This is a genomic window from Bacillus sp. C30, assembly GCF_040838255.1.
Classification (GTDB): domain Bacteria; phylum Bacillota; class Bacilli; order Bacillales; family Bacillaceae_G; genus Bacillus_A; species Bacillus_A mycoides.
In genome coordinates, this window is sequence record NZ_JBFPJH010000066.1 from 1 (window position 1) to 15,113 (window position 15,113).

The window sequence follows — 15,113 nt, forward strand, 5'->3', positions numbered from 1 at the left end:
GAGGTGAATATATATGGTTATTCAATTGCAAAAAGGACAGAAAATTGATTTAGCTAAAACAAGTCCAGGTTTATCAAGAGCAGTAATTGGTCTTGGATGGGATATTAAATCTTATGATGGTGGATCTGATTTCGATTTAGATGCATCTGCCTTTTTATTAGATGCGAACGGGAAATGTACGAAGGAAACTGATTTTATTTTCTATAATAATTTACAGTCTCCTTGTGAATCAGTTTTATATACAGGAGATAACCGTACAGGTGCAGGTGACGGTGATGATGAGCAACTTGTTGTCGATTTGAAAAAGGTTCCAGCAGATGTTCATAAAATTGCTATTACAGTTACAATTTATGATGGTGAAGGCCGTAATCAAAACTTTGGACAGGTTGCAAATGCATTCGTTCGTTTAGCAAATGAAGAAACAAACGAAGAAGTTCTTCGTTTTGATTTAGGGGAAGATTTCTCCATTGAAACAGCAGTTGTCTTTTGTGAATTATATCGTCATAATGGACAGTGGAAGTTTAGTGCAGTAGGAAGCGGATTCCAAGGTGGATTAGGTGCGCTTGTAAAAGCGTATGGCTTGGATGCATAAGAAGGGAAACGACATTCGTTTCCTTTTTTTGACCTTTCTATAAATCTAGCAAAGAATAGGGGATAAAGGTAAGATGAGTATTTTGCAAGGAATCCTTGATACGTATGCTCAGTTTTTCGACTTGGACATGTGGATTAAAGTGTTACAAGATCCAGTATCTTGGGGGTTAATAGGTACACTTGTTGTACTTGAAGGGTTATTATCTGCCGATAATGCACTCGTATTAGCAGTAATGGTAAAACATCTTCCAGAAGAAAAACGAAAAAAAGCATTATTCTATGGACTGATTGGAGCTTATGTATTCCGTTTTATTGCAATTGGAATCGGAATGTTCTTAATTAAATTATGGTGGGTAAAAGTGTTAGGTGCACTTTACTTAGCTTGGCTTTCAGTTAAATACTTCATTGATAAAAGAAAAGGTAATGCAGAAGAAGAGGAAGCTCATGGTATGAACCAAAATAGTATTCTCTTCAGAATGTTCGGTGTCTTCTGGGGGACAGTTGCGATGGTTGAATTAATGGATATCGCATTCTCTGTAGATAGTGTACTTGCTGCATTTGGTGTATCGAATGAAGTTTGGATTTTACTATTAGGCGGAATGCTCGGTATTTTAATGATGCGTGGTATCGCTGGCGTATTCTTAAAATTGTTAGAACGTATTCCAGAACTGGAAACGACAGCATATATTTTAATCTTAATTATTGCAGCAAAAATGCTACTGTCTGTTATTCATATTGAAGTAAGTCATACGCTGTTCTTTATTATTTTAGTGGTAGCGTTTGGAGCAACATTTATACTTCACTACATGAAGAATTCTGGACAAGCTAAAGAAGAAGTTGCAGCTACTAAAAGTGAACATAAATAATTGAAATGGGTTTGCTCGTTATGCGAGCGCCCATTTTTTATAACTAAAAATAGTTTATAATAGAAGAGAGACTTTATAAAAAACGTAAATGTTTTTGGAGGTGAACTGTTGTGTTTTCACGTTTTACACTTCAACCATGTGCATTAAAAGAAGAATCAGATTTAAAGCAATTTGAAGCGCTTTTAGAAAAACGCCCACAATATGAACTGACAGAGAATGAGATGAAATTTAGTTATATAGCAAGTCGCATTCTTGGTGTTCCGAATGATGTAGATGAATATTTCAATGAACTATTTGATTATAGTGAAGCAAAAGGGATCGAAGTTTTGCATGAACAAAATTTAAATAAGGTGATTGATCCCGAAAAACTGCGCCATATTCAAGAAGTTTTTGCATTACATCAAGAAGCGCCGAATGGACTTACAGTAAATAGGCTTGTAGCACATTTGTCTGGAAAACAACTATTACCGCAAGTAGACAATCCTGATTTACAGCATTATATACATACGACGTTTATTTCTGTATTGAAATTGTATGAGAAACAACATAATCAATCTTTAAAAACAGAAGGATTCCGGCGTTTCTTAATCGATATGATTAAATTAAGTGAAAATTACGTAGCGAAGTGGTTCTCTACGATTAATTATAAGAAACAAATGCCGCGTATCGTTTGGTACGGTGATGCGACGGAGAGTCGTATATATTTCTTATACTTTCTTATTATGCTCGGCTGTGATGTACTTTATTATCACCCAGAAGGAAAAGATGGATTTGAGAGTGTAGATGAGGAAGGAAAGACCTTTGTCGTATCTCATTCAGGCCGTATTTCATTGGAACCATTTCCTGATCGGCGTCGTGAACGCGTCGCAACGGTAGCTTATCAAGCTTCAAAAGAAATCGAGCAAGTACTTCACCACGATAATTCATTATTATACAAACCGTGGCAATTCCGTTCGTATACACCTGTAGCCCGTACGCTCAAAACGACGTACGATGAACTCTTTTTAATTACGAAAGAAAAGGCATTTGTACGCCCAACATTCTTTGTTGAAAATAAGCATATTTATATTCCTTCTTTATTTGCAAAAATATCAGGCGTTTCAAAGAATGATAAAGAATATTTTCAGCGATTAAAGGCTGTTACATCATTTGATAACAGTTTATTAATTAATACATTCCCGTTTACGAAAGAACAAAAAGCGAATTTCCAATATCATTATCGAGATGCATTGGACCGCGGGGGGAAGTTACATCCGGATTTAATTATGAACAGCCATTGGTGGCCACATAAGCGTTTACCAGAAGGATTACAACATGGTATTGCAGAAGCAATCATCCATACGTGCGAAAGTGAAATGTGTAAACCAATTGCGAAAGAGACGAAACAAGATGTAGCACTGTATGTTTTCGCACAACTCTCTCAAATACCACCGAACATTTTAGAGCAGCTTGAGAAATTTGATTATTCGCAAGAAGTACCGAAAATTGTTATATTTAATAATGAGAAGAGCGGAGAATTAAGTCGTTCTGATGCTGTGTTATTACTATTTTTAAATCAAATTGGAGTAGATGTATTCCACTTTAATCCAACGGGGAGAAACGATATTGAACCGTATATTGAATCAGGAGCATTTGATTCACATTGGCTTGAAGAAGTTAATTTCGATCTTGAATTTCATGGTTCATCAGCCTATAAAAATTTATCACAAACAATAAAAGGACTATTTCGTCCATTTTTATAAGGAAAGGGAGAATACCATATGAATAACCCAGTCGTACTAGATTCGAAAACAGAATTGAATGAGCAAACCGCACAAGATGTTCGCTTGCAACTTAGACAAGATGCAGAAGTACAACGTATTTATAATGCAGTAGATATTAAAGATCAATTAGAATTAATAGAACTCGGAAAAGAACCTTCTATGGAAATTTCACGTTTCGCTGATCAAATTTTACATACAATGTCTTTATCGAAAGTAGAAGACTCTGGTGAATTATTAAAACAGCTTGGTAAAATTATGGACAGATTTGATAGTAAAGACTTTGCGGAAGAGAAAAGTGGTTTCTTCTCACGTATGTTCAAAAAAGCAGATAAAATGATTGAACAAATCTTTAGTAAGTATCAGACGATGGGTCGCGAAATGGATAAAGTATACGTAGAAATTACGAAGTATCAAGATGAAATGAAAAAATCAATTGGTACGTTAGATGGTTTATATGAGCAAAACTTAAAGTATTATTTAGACTTAGAAAAATACGTAGTAGCAGGGGAAATGTTATTAGAGCGTTTAAATACAGAGTTAGTTCCGATGTACGAAGAGCGCATACGTAATAATGATCAGTTAGCGGGTATTGAATTAGAATCGCTTAAAAACTCTGTTGAAATTTTAGAACAGCGTATTGATGATTTAGAAAAAGCACGTATGGTTGCTCTATTAACAGCACCACAAATTCGTATGATTCAACGCGGTAACAATAAATTAATCGGTAAAATCAATACGGCATTTATTACAACGATTCCTATCTTTAAAAATGGTATCATTCAAGCGGTAAATGCGAAACGTCAAAAGCTTGTTGCGGACTCTATGGCTGAACTTGATCGCCGTACAAATGAATTACTTAAGAAAAATGCACAAAATATCGCAACTCAAAGTGTGGAAGTAGCGAGATTATCAGGTTCTTCTAGTATTAAGATGGAAACACTTGAGGAAACTTGGAACATTATTTCAAGAGGTATGCAAGAAACACAACAAATTGAAGAGCAAAATAAACGTGAGCGTGAAGAAAGTCGTAAGCGTATGGCTACATTAACAGAGAACATCAAAAAAGAATTACAAGGATAAAGAAAAGGCAATGAGGAACAGTCCTCATTGCCTTTTAGTTTCTCTTAACTAATTTAATGATTTCATTCACAACAAGCGGAATGATACTTAACAAGAGAACAAATCCCCAATCTCGCATTGTTAATGCATGCACACCAAATATATTGGCAAGAGGTGGGATGGAGATAATACACACTTGCATAAGAACACCGATTAGAAGTGAGAAGACTAAATATTTATTTGTAAATATCCCAATTGAAAAAATTGATTTCGTTCTTGAACGTAAGTTAAATGAATGAACGAGTTGAGAGAAACTAAGAACGACAAATGCCATCGTTTGAGCGTGTAATAGCGCGTCTTCATCAATTTGCTCTGGGAAGAGAGGAAATAAATTTGTATCTCCTGTATAGAGCTTTGCCCCAACGATAAAGGCTGTTAAAGTAAGAAGTCCAATTACAACCCCATTGAAAATAAGAAAAGGAACGCTGCCGCTAAATAAGCTTTCTTTCGCATGTCGTGGTTTTTCCTTCATCACATCTGGATCTTCAGGATCAACACCGAGTGATAATGCAGGCAGTGTATCTGTAATTAAATTTACCCACAAAATGTGAATAGGGCGTAGTGGTGTTGCCCAGCCGAGTAAAATAGCTAAAAAGAGAGCTATAATTTCGCCGAAGTTACAAGAAAGTAGGAAGAGAATAGACTTTTTAATATTACGATAAATATTTCTTCCTTCTTCAACAGCTTTCACAATAGATGAGAAGTTATCATCTGTTAAAACTACATCTGCTGCGCCTTTTGCGACATCTGTTCCTGTAATTCCCATTGCTACTCCAACATCTGCTTGTTTTAAAGATGGAGCATCATTTACACCGTCACCAGTCATGGAAACGATATTTCCTTTAGCACGTAATGCTTTTATAATCTTCACTTTATGTTCTGGAGAGACCCTAGCGAATACATTTAAGTGATTAATTTTACTTGCTAGTACTGTATCTGAAATGGTATCTAATTCAGTTCCAATCATAATTTCAGATTTTTCTTCGGCGATACCAAGTTCTTTGGCAATTGCAAAGGCGGTATCCTTATGATCACCCGTAATCATAACTGTGCGAATACCAGCCTTTTTACATTCTGTAATTGCATCTTTTACTTCTGTACGTGGTGGATCAATCATACCGACAAGACCGATAAAGATGAGATTTTCTTCGAGATGATTTATATCCATATCCATATCGTTTAAATCGTATCGTTTATATGCGAATGAGAGTACTCTTAAGGCTTCTTGCGACATTGACCCGGCAGCTTCTAATATTTGATTTTTATCAGAATCTTTTAGGACCTCAAGTTTATTATTTATAAAGATATGGGTACAGTGAGGTAAAAGTTTATCAATAGCACCTTTCGTCATGCTATAGTAGTCTTCATCGTACGTATGTACAGTTGACATCATTTTACGATCAGAATCGAAAGGCAATTCGTTAACACGTTCATGTTTATTTTCTAAATGATCTTTTTGAATGTCAAAAGAGCTTCCGGCAACAAGAAGGGCAATTTCTGTAGGATCCCCTGTTTGTGAGTCGGCACCGTAAGAGGCATCGTTGCATAAAACCATATTTTCTAATAATAGACGGTGTGCATCATTATTTACATTCAAATTTTTTAGTTGGTCGGATGTGCGATCACTATAAAAGTGAGTAACGGTCATTTTATTTTGAGTTAATGTACCTGTTTTATCTGAACAAATAATTGTGACAGAACCGAGAGCTTCAACAGCTGGTAGTTTACGAATGATAACGTTTTGTTTAATCATACGCTGAACACCAATTGCAAGAACGATGGAAACGATAGCTGGTAAGCCTTCTGGAATGGCTGCAACAGCTAAACTAATTGCGGTCATAAACATTTCTAACGTATCCCGGCCCTGTAAAAAACCGATGAGAAACATAGTAGTGCAAATAGCTACAGCGACAAATCCTAAATATTTTCCTACTTGTGCTAAGCTTTTTTGAAGTGGTGTCATATCATCGTTTGCTTCATGTAAAAGGGTAGCGATCTTGCCAATTTGTGAATGCATCCCAGTTTCAACAGCAACACCGATGCCACGTCCGTATGTTACTAACGTCGACATAAAGGCCATGTTTTTTTGATCACCTAATGGTACTTGCTCATCATTTTGCATGGAAGGGTGGTAGACTGCATCTTTATCTACAGGGACAGATTCACCAGTTAGAGCAGATTCTTCAATTTTTAAATTCGCAGTTTCGATAAGTCGTAAATCGCAGGGGATATACCGCCCGGCATCAAGCATGACGATATCACCTGGAACGACGTGCTCAGATGGAATCTCTTTTAGTTCACCATCGCGCTTTACGATAGCTTTAGGTGTTGCCATCTTTTTCAATGCTTCTAAAGCCTGTTCCGCTTTCGATTCTTGGATTACACCGATAACAGCATTTAAAACTACAACGAGCGCGATAATACTTGCATCGGCCCATTCACCTACAAAGGCGGAAATAAGGGACGCGATAATAAGGACATATACGAGCACATCATTAATTTGGGCGAAAACGCGCTGCCATAAAGTACGTTTTTGTTTGGTAGCTAATTCATTATAACCATATTGCTTTAAACGTTCATTTACGATTTTATCTGTTAAACCGTGTTGTTCATTTGTTTCTAGGTCGATTAATGTTTGATTTTTCGTCTTACTGTACCAATTGCTCATAAGTAAGCACCTCCAGTAAAAACAGTTAGCAATGGTAGTGTGGCAATTTTTTTAGAGTAGTATGTATGGAGAAAAAATCTAAGGTGAGGTTCTACTTTCATTGTACAGTAATTTAGAATGTGAGGAGGAAAAGAGAAGAGTTGTCATGAATTTGTTGAAATTAAAAGAGCCTCGAATACGTGAGGCTCTTTGTCATTTTTTAATTAATGTACCTAATTCCTCAGTAATAGCTTGCATTTCACTAATACTGAATGTTTCACGTTTCATAACGTGCTCATAAATGTCACGTAAGTCCTCGTACATTTCTTCGTTAAAACTAGCAGCTCTCATTGCTCCAGCATTAACCATGCGTAATTTTTCTTTAATAGCTTCTACCATATATTCAACGTTTGCTTCTGATTTTACGGATAAATCCACCGAAGTGTCCCCCTTTAAAATAACATAAGGTTATCTTAACATTTTTTTATCATTTTCGTTAATGAAACTTTTCAATCCTATTAAATTAGTAGGGATTTCCTTTATAATTAATAATTGGTTGTTTATACTATAAGTATATATTAAGAAATGCACCAAGAAGGTAAACGGGCGAACAAAGCTAAAAAAATGATTAAGGAGCTGATGAATAGTGATACTTGCGAAGAAGATAAGGATAAAGCCCACTAAAGAGCAGGAGCATCAGCTTTGGAAATCAGTTGGAGTAGCTCGTTGGGCATACAACTGGACACTGAGGAAGCAAGAAGAAAATCATAAAAATGGTGGGAAATTCATATCTGATGGTACTATTCGTAAAGAGTTGACTACATTAAAACAAACCGAAGAATATACTTGGCTATATGAAGTATCAAACAATATCACAAAGCAAGCTGTTAAAGACGCTTGCAACGCATACAAGAGATTTTTCAAAGGCATATCAGATAAACCACGCTTCAAGAGTAGAAAGAAATCAAAACCATCCTTTTATAATGATAATGTCAAATTGAAAGTGAAAAAGAATCAAATTTTGATTGAAAAAATCGGCTGGATAAAAACTTCCGAACAACTTCTTATGGGTTGCAAATATACTAATCCAAGGGTTAGTTTTGACGGGAAGTATTGGTATGTATCAGTTGGTGTTGAACAAGAATTTTCCAAAGAAAATCTAACAGATGCTTCACTCGGAATAGATATTGGCATAAAAGAGTTAGCAATATGCTCAGATAGTGAAAGGTTCAAAAACATTAACAAAACAAAATCAGTAAAACAGGCAGAGAAACGCCTTCAAAGGTTGCAGCGTAAAGTTTCTCGAAAATATCAAATGAATAAGGAGGGAAACCGTTTCGTCAAAACGAGCAACATTATAAAAATCGAAAAAAAGGTACGACACCTGCATAGAAGATTATCGAATATCAGAGTTAATCATCTTCATCAAACGACAAACGATATCGTGAAAACCAAACCATATCGTATTGTAATGGAGACCTTGAATATCAAGGGGATGATGAAGAATAGACATTTAGCTAAAGCGATAGCAAAGCAAGGTTTATACGAATTTAAGAGACAAATTCAATACAAATGCGAAAAATATGGAATTGAATTTATTGAAGCTGATAAATGGTATCCATCTTCAAAAATGTGTTCATGTTGTGGAAGCATTAAGAGAGACTTGAGATTATCTGACCGATTATATCAATGTGATTGTGGTCTTCGGATAGATAGGGATTTGAATGCATCTATTAATTTGTCGCGTTATCAATTAGCAAACTAACACGTAAACGTTAATGCTAATATGTAGGATTCGTTGTATCCGAATTTACGCCCTCGGAGTGTTATACTAAACAAGAGTAGCTTAGGCAAAATTGGACACATAGAACAGGGAAGTAAACATAATTTATAAATTTTTATAAGTTTATGGCAACGGGAAGAAACAAAAATATGGTCCGAGTATTGTTTGTTTGTCTTTGGGACATTTGTCGTTCTCCAATGGCAGAAGCAATTTTTCGGGATCTTGTCGTAAAAGAGGGACTCGAAGAGAAAATTGTCATTGATTCTGCAGGAACTGGAGATTGGCATATTGGTCATCCACCACATAAAGGAACAAAAAAATTTTAAAAGAAAATGAAGTCTCTTTTGAAGGAATTAAAGCACGGCAAGTAGAAAAAGAAGACTTAACAAAGTTTGATTATATTATTGCCATGGACAACAAGAATATAGCGGATTTAAAAAGTTTTGGTAAAACTGGAGGCTATATTGGTAGACTGTCCGATTTTGTTCCAGACGGTGGCTGGACAGACGTTCCTGACCCTTACTTTACAGGGAACTTCCAAGAAGTGTATGACCTTGTAACAGAAGGGTGTGCAAAGCTAGTAGCTTTCATTCGAAATGAACAAGGAATATGAGGAAGCTTAGAAAGTAATACTTTCTAATATAAGAAATGAAAGGGTGAAGGAATATGGCAAAGAAAAATAATATTGCTCGAAACATTGCGATTGGTGTAGCTGCAGGTGTAGCTGTATCTATGTTAAAGAAAGAAAACCGTGAAAAAGTAAAAAACACGGCAGAAAAAGCAAAAACAAAGATGATTGAAATTGGTGAAAATTCGAAGATAAAAGAAAAAGTGCAAACTGTTACAGATAAAGGACGCGAACTTGCTGATTTCAATGTAGTAAAAGCGAAAGTAGCAGAAATCAAAAAATTGACGCCGTCTGTTGTAGAAACGTTAAAAGAGACGAAAGAAATTTTTAGTAAGAGAAAAGTTGTGCCAGTAGAAAAGCCGGAAACGATTGAAATTCAAGCTGTATCTCCAAAGGTAGATGAGCTTAAAGCAGAAGAAGAGCCAGTAGTAGCTGAAGATGGTGGTATGAAAGAAGCGCGTGAATTATTTATGAAGGACTCAAATGCAGAGGAAAAAAAAACTGAAGCATACATTGAGCTAAAGCAAAATAAAGAAGAGAAGAAAAGCGTCTAAAAAATATGAGGAAATTTCTAGAAAAAGCAAAAAGAAATCGCACTTTTTCGTTTGGGAAAGATTTATATGACCGGACGATGCGCGATGATGTAGCGGGCTTAGCAGCACAGCTCGCTTATTTCTTCTTGCTTGCGATTTTCCCTGGGCTTGTTTTCTTAATTACGCTTCTTGGCTTTATTGACCTTCAAACAGAAAGTGTGCTCAATTTATTAGAACCGTACGTACCAGAAGATGCGATGAACTTAATTGAAGTAAACGTAGATAAAGTTGTAAACGAACAAAATGGTGGTTTATTATCATTCGGTTTACTATCGATGTTATGGTTTGCTTCAAACGGGGTGAATGCGGTTATGAACGCTTTTAACCGCGCTTATGATGTAACAGAAACCCGTTCCTTTATTAAAACAAGAGCTTTATCTATCGTGTTCACGTTAGCGATAATTTTTATGATTGTGTTTGCACTAATCGTCCCAGTATTTGGACAAGTGATTGGGGCAGCCGTGTTTAAAGCAATTGGTTTATCGGATAGTTTTTCTTATGTTTGGAGTATTACGCGTTTAGTAGCAAGTTTCTTTGTTTTAATCGCTTTGTTTAGCTTTTTATATACATTTGCGCCTGATCGGAAATTAAAGCGAAGAGAAGTCATATCGGGAGCAATATTTGCTACTGTAGGATGGATTGTGGTATCGTACTCATTTGCCTATTATGTAGATAAATTTGCAAATTACGCTAATACATATGGTGGTCTCGGTGGTATCATTATTTTAATGTTATGGTTTTACTTAACTGCGTGGGTAATTTTACTTGGCGGTGAAATTAATGGTTTACTCCATCATTATAGAACGGGTGACAATAATTCCCGTAATGAAAAATGAGCTCTTGTTCCATAATAAAAGGGAACAGGGGGGATATTTCATGAGTAATAATAAAAAGAACCACAATAATAAAAGTAATAATAAACAAAAGAGCAGTTCGCATCCAAAGCATAAAACGAGCAGTAGTGCGAACGGTCACAATAGCTACCATTAAAAAAAACGGGTCCTTTATCAGGGACCCGTTACTTATTTCCTTTTAATAATCGTAAGCCATTCAAGATTACAAGAATGGTACTTCCTTCATGTCCAATAACACCGAATGGAAGAGCTAAAAACTGCAAGAAATTAGAACAAATCAGCATTGCAATGACAGCTAAAGAGAAGATAACGTTTTGCTTCACAATACGGTTCATTCGTTTTGATAAACGGATTGCTTGAGAGAGACGAGATAATTCGTTTTTCATAAGAACAACGTCTGCAGTCTCTAATGCTACGTCTGTTCCTTCACCCATTGCAACACCAATACTAGAAGTAGCGAGTGCAGGTGCATCGTTTATACCATCTCCAACCATGGCGACTATGCCGTACTTTTCTTTTAACTGCTTTATCGTTTCAACTTTTGTTTCCGGTAAACATGCTGCGTAATATTCTTTTATATTACTTTCATTGGCAATTGCTTTTGCTGTTTCTTCATTATCACCAGTAATCATGATTGCTTCGACACCAATGCTTTGCAAATCACGAATAGCCGCTATCGTTTCTTGGCGAAGGGTATCTTTTAAAGCGATCAGTCCAAGAATACCATCCTCATCACTAATATAAACGACAGTTTTCCCCTCTTTTTCAAGTGAAGCAGAAATGCCATTATGAAATGTCTTTGTTTCTTCTCCAATAAAATCAGCTTTACCAATTTTATAAGATTTGTTTTCTAATATTCCTTTTAATCCAAAACCAGTTACATCTTCAACGTTTTCTGGTTTTTTTATCGTAATGTCGTAAGCATGTTTTGCATATTTAACAATCGCTTCTGCTAAAGGATGTGTAGAGTGACTTTCAATCGCTGCTGTAATAGAAAGTACTTCACTTTCTGCTATGCCTTCTCGAACATATACATCTGTTACAGTAGGTTTTCCTTGTGTTAATGTTCCTGTTTTATCAAAAGCAATCGCCTTTACTGAGGCTAGACGTTCTAAATGAATACCACCTTTAAAGAGAATACCGTTTCTCGCTCCGTTTGAAATTGCTGATAAAGTTGCTGGTGTAATGGCTGCAACTAGCGCACAAGGAGAAGCGACTACAAGTAAAATCATCGCGCGATAAAACGTTTCATTCCAACTCCAATCAAGTAAGAAATGAGGAACAAACATCATAAGCGCAACAACAAGTAGTACACCTTTTACGTATGTTCCTTCAAATTTTTCGATGAATAGTTGTGATAGGGATTTTTCGCTTTGTGCACTTTGAACGAGACGAATAATCTTTTGGAATAATGTTTGATCGCTCGGCTTCGTAATTTTAACTTCAATAGCACCACGTAAATTTACAGTGCCGGCAAATACTTCATCGCCGAATTTTTTCTCATTCGGAATGGGTTCTCCTGTAATAGCAGCTTCATCAATATTTGTTTCACCAGTATGAATTGTGCCATCAGCAGGAACACGCTCACCTGGCTTAATTAAAATAATATCGTTAATTTGTAATTGTTCAACTGGAACACGTTCCTCAATTCCGTTTGAAATACGTAATGCTTCTTCAGGTTGTAGATCAAGAAGCGCTGAAATTTCTTTTTGGCTTTTACTTAATGTATAAGATTCCATTGCTCCGCTTAATGCAAAGATGAAGATTAAAATAGCACCCTCTGCCCAGTAACCAATAACTGCGGCACCGATAGCTGCAAAAATCATGAGCATTTCAACATTTAGCTCTTTCTCTTCAATTGTGTCTTCAATACCTTCTTTCGCTTTTGCAAATCCTCCAATTACATAAGCAAGGATATATAAAGTAATACCTGCACTTATTACATCATTTTTTGTGAATAACCAACCAGCTAAAATAAAAATACCAGATGCGATTGCAAATATAAGTTCATAATGTTTCTTTAATGTATCCCATAAAGAGGGATTAGAAATATCTTTTTGTGCTTGTAATGTTTTTACTTCTGCGTTCATTACTACTCGCTCCTTCCGAATTCTTATTGAGAAAAAGAATCAAAATCGAAACCCCTATAAAACGACGAAAGCTGCCATCCATAATGGATAGCAGCATTTCTGTTGAATCTGATTTTAATAGTTATTATGTTGTAATTATTCTATAGTATAGCATATGTTTTTCTTAGATGATATGTTTTTGTTTTAGTATAAAGTGAAACTTTAATTAGTGGGGGTTTTGTTCATCCCACGCTGATTATTAGCCCTCGCCAATCGGGCTTTTACTGCCGCGGGATAAACTGAAACCTTGTGTTTTCGCATTTCCTTTGGTATATATGAATATTGTTCATAAAAAGGTCGGAAAGGAAGACATCAAGTTGAAGACAGAGAAATTTTTTACCCATCCGATTGGCGTGTTTATTGCCGCAATAGTAGCAACATTTTTATGGGGAAGCGCATTTCCCTTTATTAAATTAAGCTATGCTGAACTTGGAATTCAGCCACAAGAAGTCGGGGAACAAATATTATTTGCTGGCTATCGCTTTTTCTTATCTGGTGTAATGCTCTTATTATTTTTTAAAGCGTTAGGAAAAGATATGAAGTTCAAAAAAGGAACAGGAAAGCAGTTAGTTCAAATTGGCTTGTTTCAAACTTTTCTTCAATATATATGTTTTTATATTGGAATGAGTTACAGCTCAGGAATTGAAGGAGCGATTATTTCAGGAACATCATCATTCTTTCAAATTTTACTCGCACACTTTTTATATAAAGATGATGCTCTAAATAGGCGAAAAGTAATTGGAGTAGCTATCGGTTTTTGCGGTGTGATTTTAGTGAATGTACCGAGTGATGGAAGTTTATCATTTCATTTTGGAATAGGTAGCTTATTACTTCTTGGGGCAGCCATGATGTATTCGTATGGAAACATATTAGCGAAAGAAGGTAGTAAAACATTAGATATTGGGTATATGACAGCATATCAGATGATTTTCGGATCAATTGGGTTGCTATGTATAGGTGCATTTCAAGTTGGAATGATGCCATTCACATTTAATCTACATGCAATACTTATGCTCATATACTTATCGTTCTTATCAGCAGCCGGATTCTGTATATGGAATACAATTATGAAGTATAACAAAGTAGGGAAAGTCTCGATGTATATGTTCTTTATACCAGTGTTTGGTGTGCTACTATCAAGTCTAATTTTAGGGGAAGCAATCCATTCCTTTGTACTATTTGGTTTAGCATGTGTCGCAGCGGGAATTATTGTAGTAAATCGTAACCCGGTTAAAAAGAAAGTTGAGCAAGAAAAACAAGTAGCATAGAGAACAGAAAAACGATTAAAATGGAAGAACAGTATTGTTCTTCTTTTTTTACATAGAAAAAGGAGAACGTGATATATGTAACGAAAAAAGATAGAATAAAGCATTTATTGAGGAGAACATATTATGAATGTACTTTACATTGTGTTAGTCGGGCAAATTATTCTTTTTTTAATGGGAGCAATTTATGCAATAGGACAGACGAAGAGAACGAGAAATAATATGCCGTTACCTTTAGCAGTTCGTCTTATTCTTAGTTTTTCTTTAACAGGAAGTGCAATTTGGATATGGTTACAAGATCCATCGGCTGAGTACAGTACGTGGGTTGCACTCGGTATGACTTTATCAACTGTAGGGGATTTATTTATGGCAGGATTAATTCCAATTGGTCATCGATTAATTGGAGGAATGGTTACTTTCGCTCTTGCACATTGTTTCTATGTGAAAGCATTTTTACAAACAGGTATTTCATGGAATGGTTTTTGGATCGGTTTATTCGTATACGGACTCTTTCTAATTATAGGGTGGTTTTTCTTTATTCGAAATGAAAAACAAGACAAACTTTTTACAATAGGCGCTCTAATTTACGGTTTGTGGGTTGGAGGAATGGCATGTTTTGCATTCGCCTTATATTACGAGAATATAGGAATATGGTGGATACCAGCACTTGGTGGTTTACTGTTTGTGATTTCTGATTTTATTATCGGCGTGACAGATATCGGAGGGCGCAAACTGAAGTATGAACCGCTTTGGATTTGGTTTACATATGTCGCAGCGCAGATGTGTATTGTATATGTAGGATTATAAAAAGATACTCTCAAAAATAGTTGATAGACTATTTTGAGAGTATCTTTTTTATTGCTATGCTATTATAT

The 15,113-nt window shown here is 35.7% G+C and carries 12 protein-coding genes and 2 pseudogenes; 11 read left to right on the forward strand and 3 right to left on the reverse strand.

The features are described 5' to 3' along the window. The first annotated feature begins 13 nt into the window (after window positions 1-13). The 4 genes from AB3X49_RS09400 (at window position 14) to AB3X49_RS09415 (ending at window position 4,300) form a co-directional block, all read left to right on the forward strand. The gene (locus AB3X49_RS09400; protein ID WP_367961701.1) at window positions 14-592 is read left to right on the forward strand and encodes a TerD family protein; all 579 of its coding nucleotides are present in this window, start codon (window positions 14-16) and stop codon (window positions 590-592) included. Window positions 593-665: 73 nt separating this feature from the next. Continuing rightward, entirely contained in the window at window positions 666-1,457 is a 792-nt protein-coding gene (locus tag AB3X49_RS09405; protein ID WP_088031676.1) for a TerC family protein, read from the forward strand. Between the two features lie 110 nt (window positions 1,458-1,567). Further along, a complete protein-coding gene (locus tag AB3X49_RS09410; protein ID WP_305454106.1) occupies window positions 1,568-3,199 on the forward strand; it encodes a YceG family protein in 1,632 nt (543 codons plus the stop codon). An 18-nt stretch (window positions 3,200-3,217) separates the two neighbouring features. After that, a complete protein-coding gene (locus tag AB3X49_RS09415; RefSeq protein WP_002029585.1) occupies window positions 3,218-4,300 on the forward strand; it encodes a toxic anion resistance protein in 1,083 nt (360 codons plus the stop codon). A gap of 34 nt (window positions 4,301-4,334) precedes the next feature. On the opposite strand, the gene AB3X49_RS09420 is transcribed toward AB3X49_RS09415, so the two are convergent. Beyond that, the gene (locus AB3X49_RS09420) at window positions 4,335-7,007 is read right to left on the reverse strand and encodes a cation-translocating P-type ATPase (RefSeq protein ID WP_367961704.1); all 2,673 of its coding nucleotides are present in this window, start codon (window positions 7,005-7,007) and stop codon (window positions 4,335-4,337) included. A 192-nt stretch (window positions 7,008-7,199) separates the two neighbouring features. Further along, complete coding sequence (locus AB3X49_RS09425) at window positions 7,200-7,424, reverse strand: DUF1128 domain-containing protein (protein WP_002010236.1); 225 nt, start codon at window positions 7,422-7,424, stop codon at window positions 7,200-7,202. Between the two features lie 156 nt (window positions 7,425-7,580). Here AB3X49_RS09425 and AB3X49_RS23200 point away from each other — a divergent pair. The 5 genes and pseudogenes from AB3X49_RS23200 to AB3X49_RS09445 all read left to right on the forward strand — a co-directional run. Continuing rightward, a pseudogene (locus AB3X49_RS23200) lies at window positions 7,581-7,670 on the forward strand (IS607 family transposase); the annotation flags it as partial. Next, window positions 7,633-8,751, forward strand: coding sequence for an RNA-guided endonuclease InsQ/TnpB family protein (locus AB3X49_RS09430; RefSeq protein WP_367961707.1), 1,119 nt, complete (start codon window positions 7,633-7,635; stop codon window positions 8,749-8,751). The pseudogene AB3X49_RS23200 and the gene AB3X49_RS09430, both read left to right, overlap by 38 nt. Before the next feature lie 167 nt (window positions 8,752-8,918). Next, window positions 8,919-9,382, forward strand: a pseudogene (locus tag AB3X49_RS09435) (low molecular weight protein-tyrosine-phosphatase). Window positions 9,383-9,435: 53 nt separating this feature from the next. Continuing rightward, on the forward strand, window positions 9,436-9,951 hold the full coding sequence (locus AB3X49_RS09440; protein WP_002191833.1) for a DUF4075 domain-containing protein: 516 nt from the start codon (window positions 9,436-9,438) through the stop codon (window positions 9,949-9,951). A 5-nt stretch (window positions 9,952-9,956) separates the two neighbouring features. Continuing rightward, entirely contained in the window at window positions 9,957-10,826 is an 870-nt protein-coding gene (locus AB3X49_RS09445; protein WP_002063656.1) for a YihY/virulence factor BrkB family protein, read from the forward strand. 182 nt (window positions 10,827-11,008) lie between these two features. Here AB3X49_RS09445 and AB3X49_RS09450 read toward each other — a convergent pair whose 3' ends face one another. Next, on the reverse strand, window positions 11,009-12,934 hold the full coding sequence (locus AB3X49_RS09450; protein WP_367961709.1) for a heavy metal translocating P-type ATPase: 1,926 nt from the start codon (window positions 12,932-12,934) through the stop codon (window positions 11,009-11,011). 356 nt (window positions 12,935-13,290) lie between these two features. Between AB3X49_RS09450 and AB3X49_RS09455 the strand changes: the two genes are divergently transcribed. Then, entirely contained in the window at window positions 13,291-14,241 is a 951-nt protein-coding gene (locus tag AB3X49_RS09455; RefSeq protein WP_002125011.1) for a DMT family transporter, read from the forward strand. A gap of 123 nt (window positions 14,242-14,364) precedes the next feature. Beyond that, on the forward strand, window positions 14,365-15,045 hold the full coding sequence (locus AB3X49_RS09460; RefSeq protein WP_002029577.1) for a lysoplasmalogenase: 681 nt from the start codon (window positions 14,365-14,367) through the stop codon (window positions 15,043-15,045). Window positions 15,046-15,113: the final 68 nt, after the last annotated feature.

What these genes read in the sequence shown, in the direction of transcription:
- AB3X49_RS09460 (WP_002029577.1), top strand. Translation starts at nt 14,365, where the DNA reads ATGAATGTACTTTACATTGTGTTAGTCGGGCAAATTATTCTTTTTTTA.
- AB3X49_RS09405 (WP_088031676.1), top strand. Translation starts at nt 666, where the DNA reads ATGAGTATTTTGCAAGGAATCCTTGATACGTATGCTCAGTTTTTCGAC.
- AB3X49_RS09445 (WP_002063656.1), top strand. Translation starts at nt 9,957, where the DNA reads ATGAGGAAATTTCTAGAAAAAGCAAAAAGAAATCGCACTTTTTCGTTT.
- AB3X49_RS09420 (WP_367961704.1), bottom strand. Translation starts at nt 7,007, where the DNA reads ATGAGCAATTGGTACAGTAAGACGAAAAATCAAACATTAATCGACCTA.
- AB3X49_RS09450 (WP_367961709.1), bottom strand. Translation starts at nt 12,934, where the DNA reads ATGAACGCAGAAGTAAAAACATTACAAGCACAAAAAGATATTTCTAAT.
- AB3X49_RS09400 (WP_367961701.1), top strand. Translation starts at nt 14, where the DNA reads ATGGTTATTCAATTGCAAAAAGGACAGAAAATTGATTTAGCTAAAACA.
- AB3X49_RS09440 (WP_002191833.1), top strand. Translation starts at nt 9,436, where the DNA reads ATGGCAAAGAAAAATAATATTGCTCGAAACATTGCGATTGGTGTAGCT.
- AB3X49_RS09415 (WP_002029585.1), top strand. Translation starts at nt 3,218, where the DNA reads ATGAATAACCCAGTCGTACTAGATTCGAAAACAGAATTGAATGAGCAA.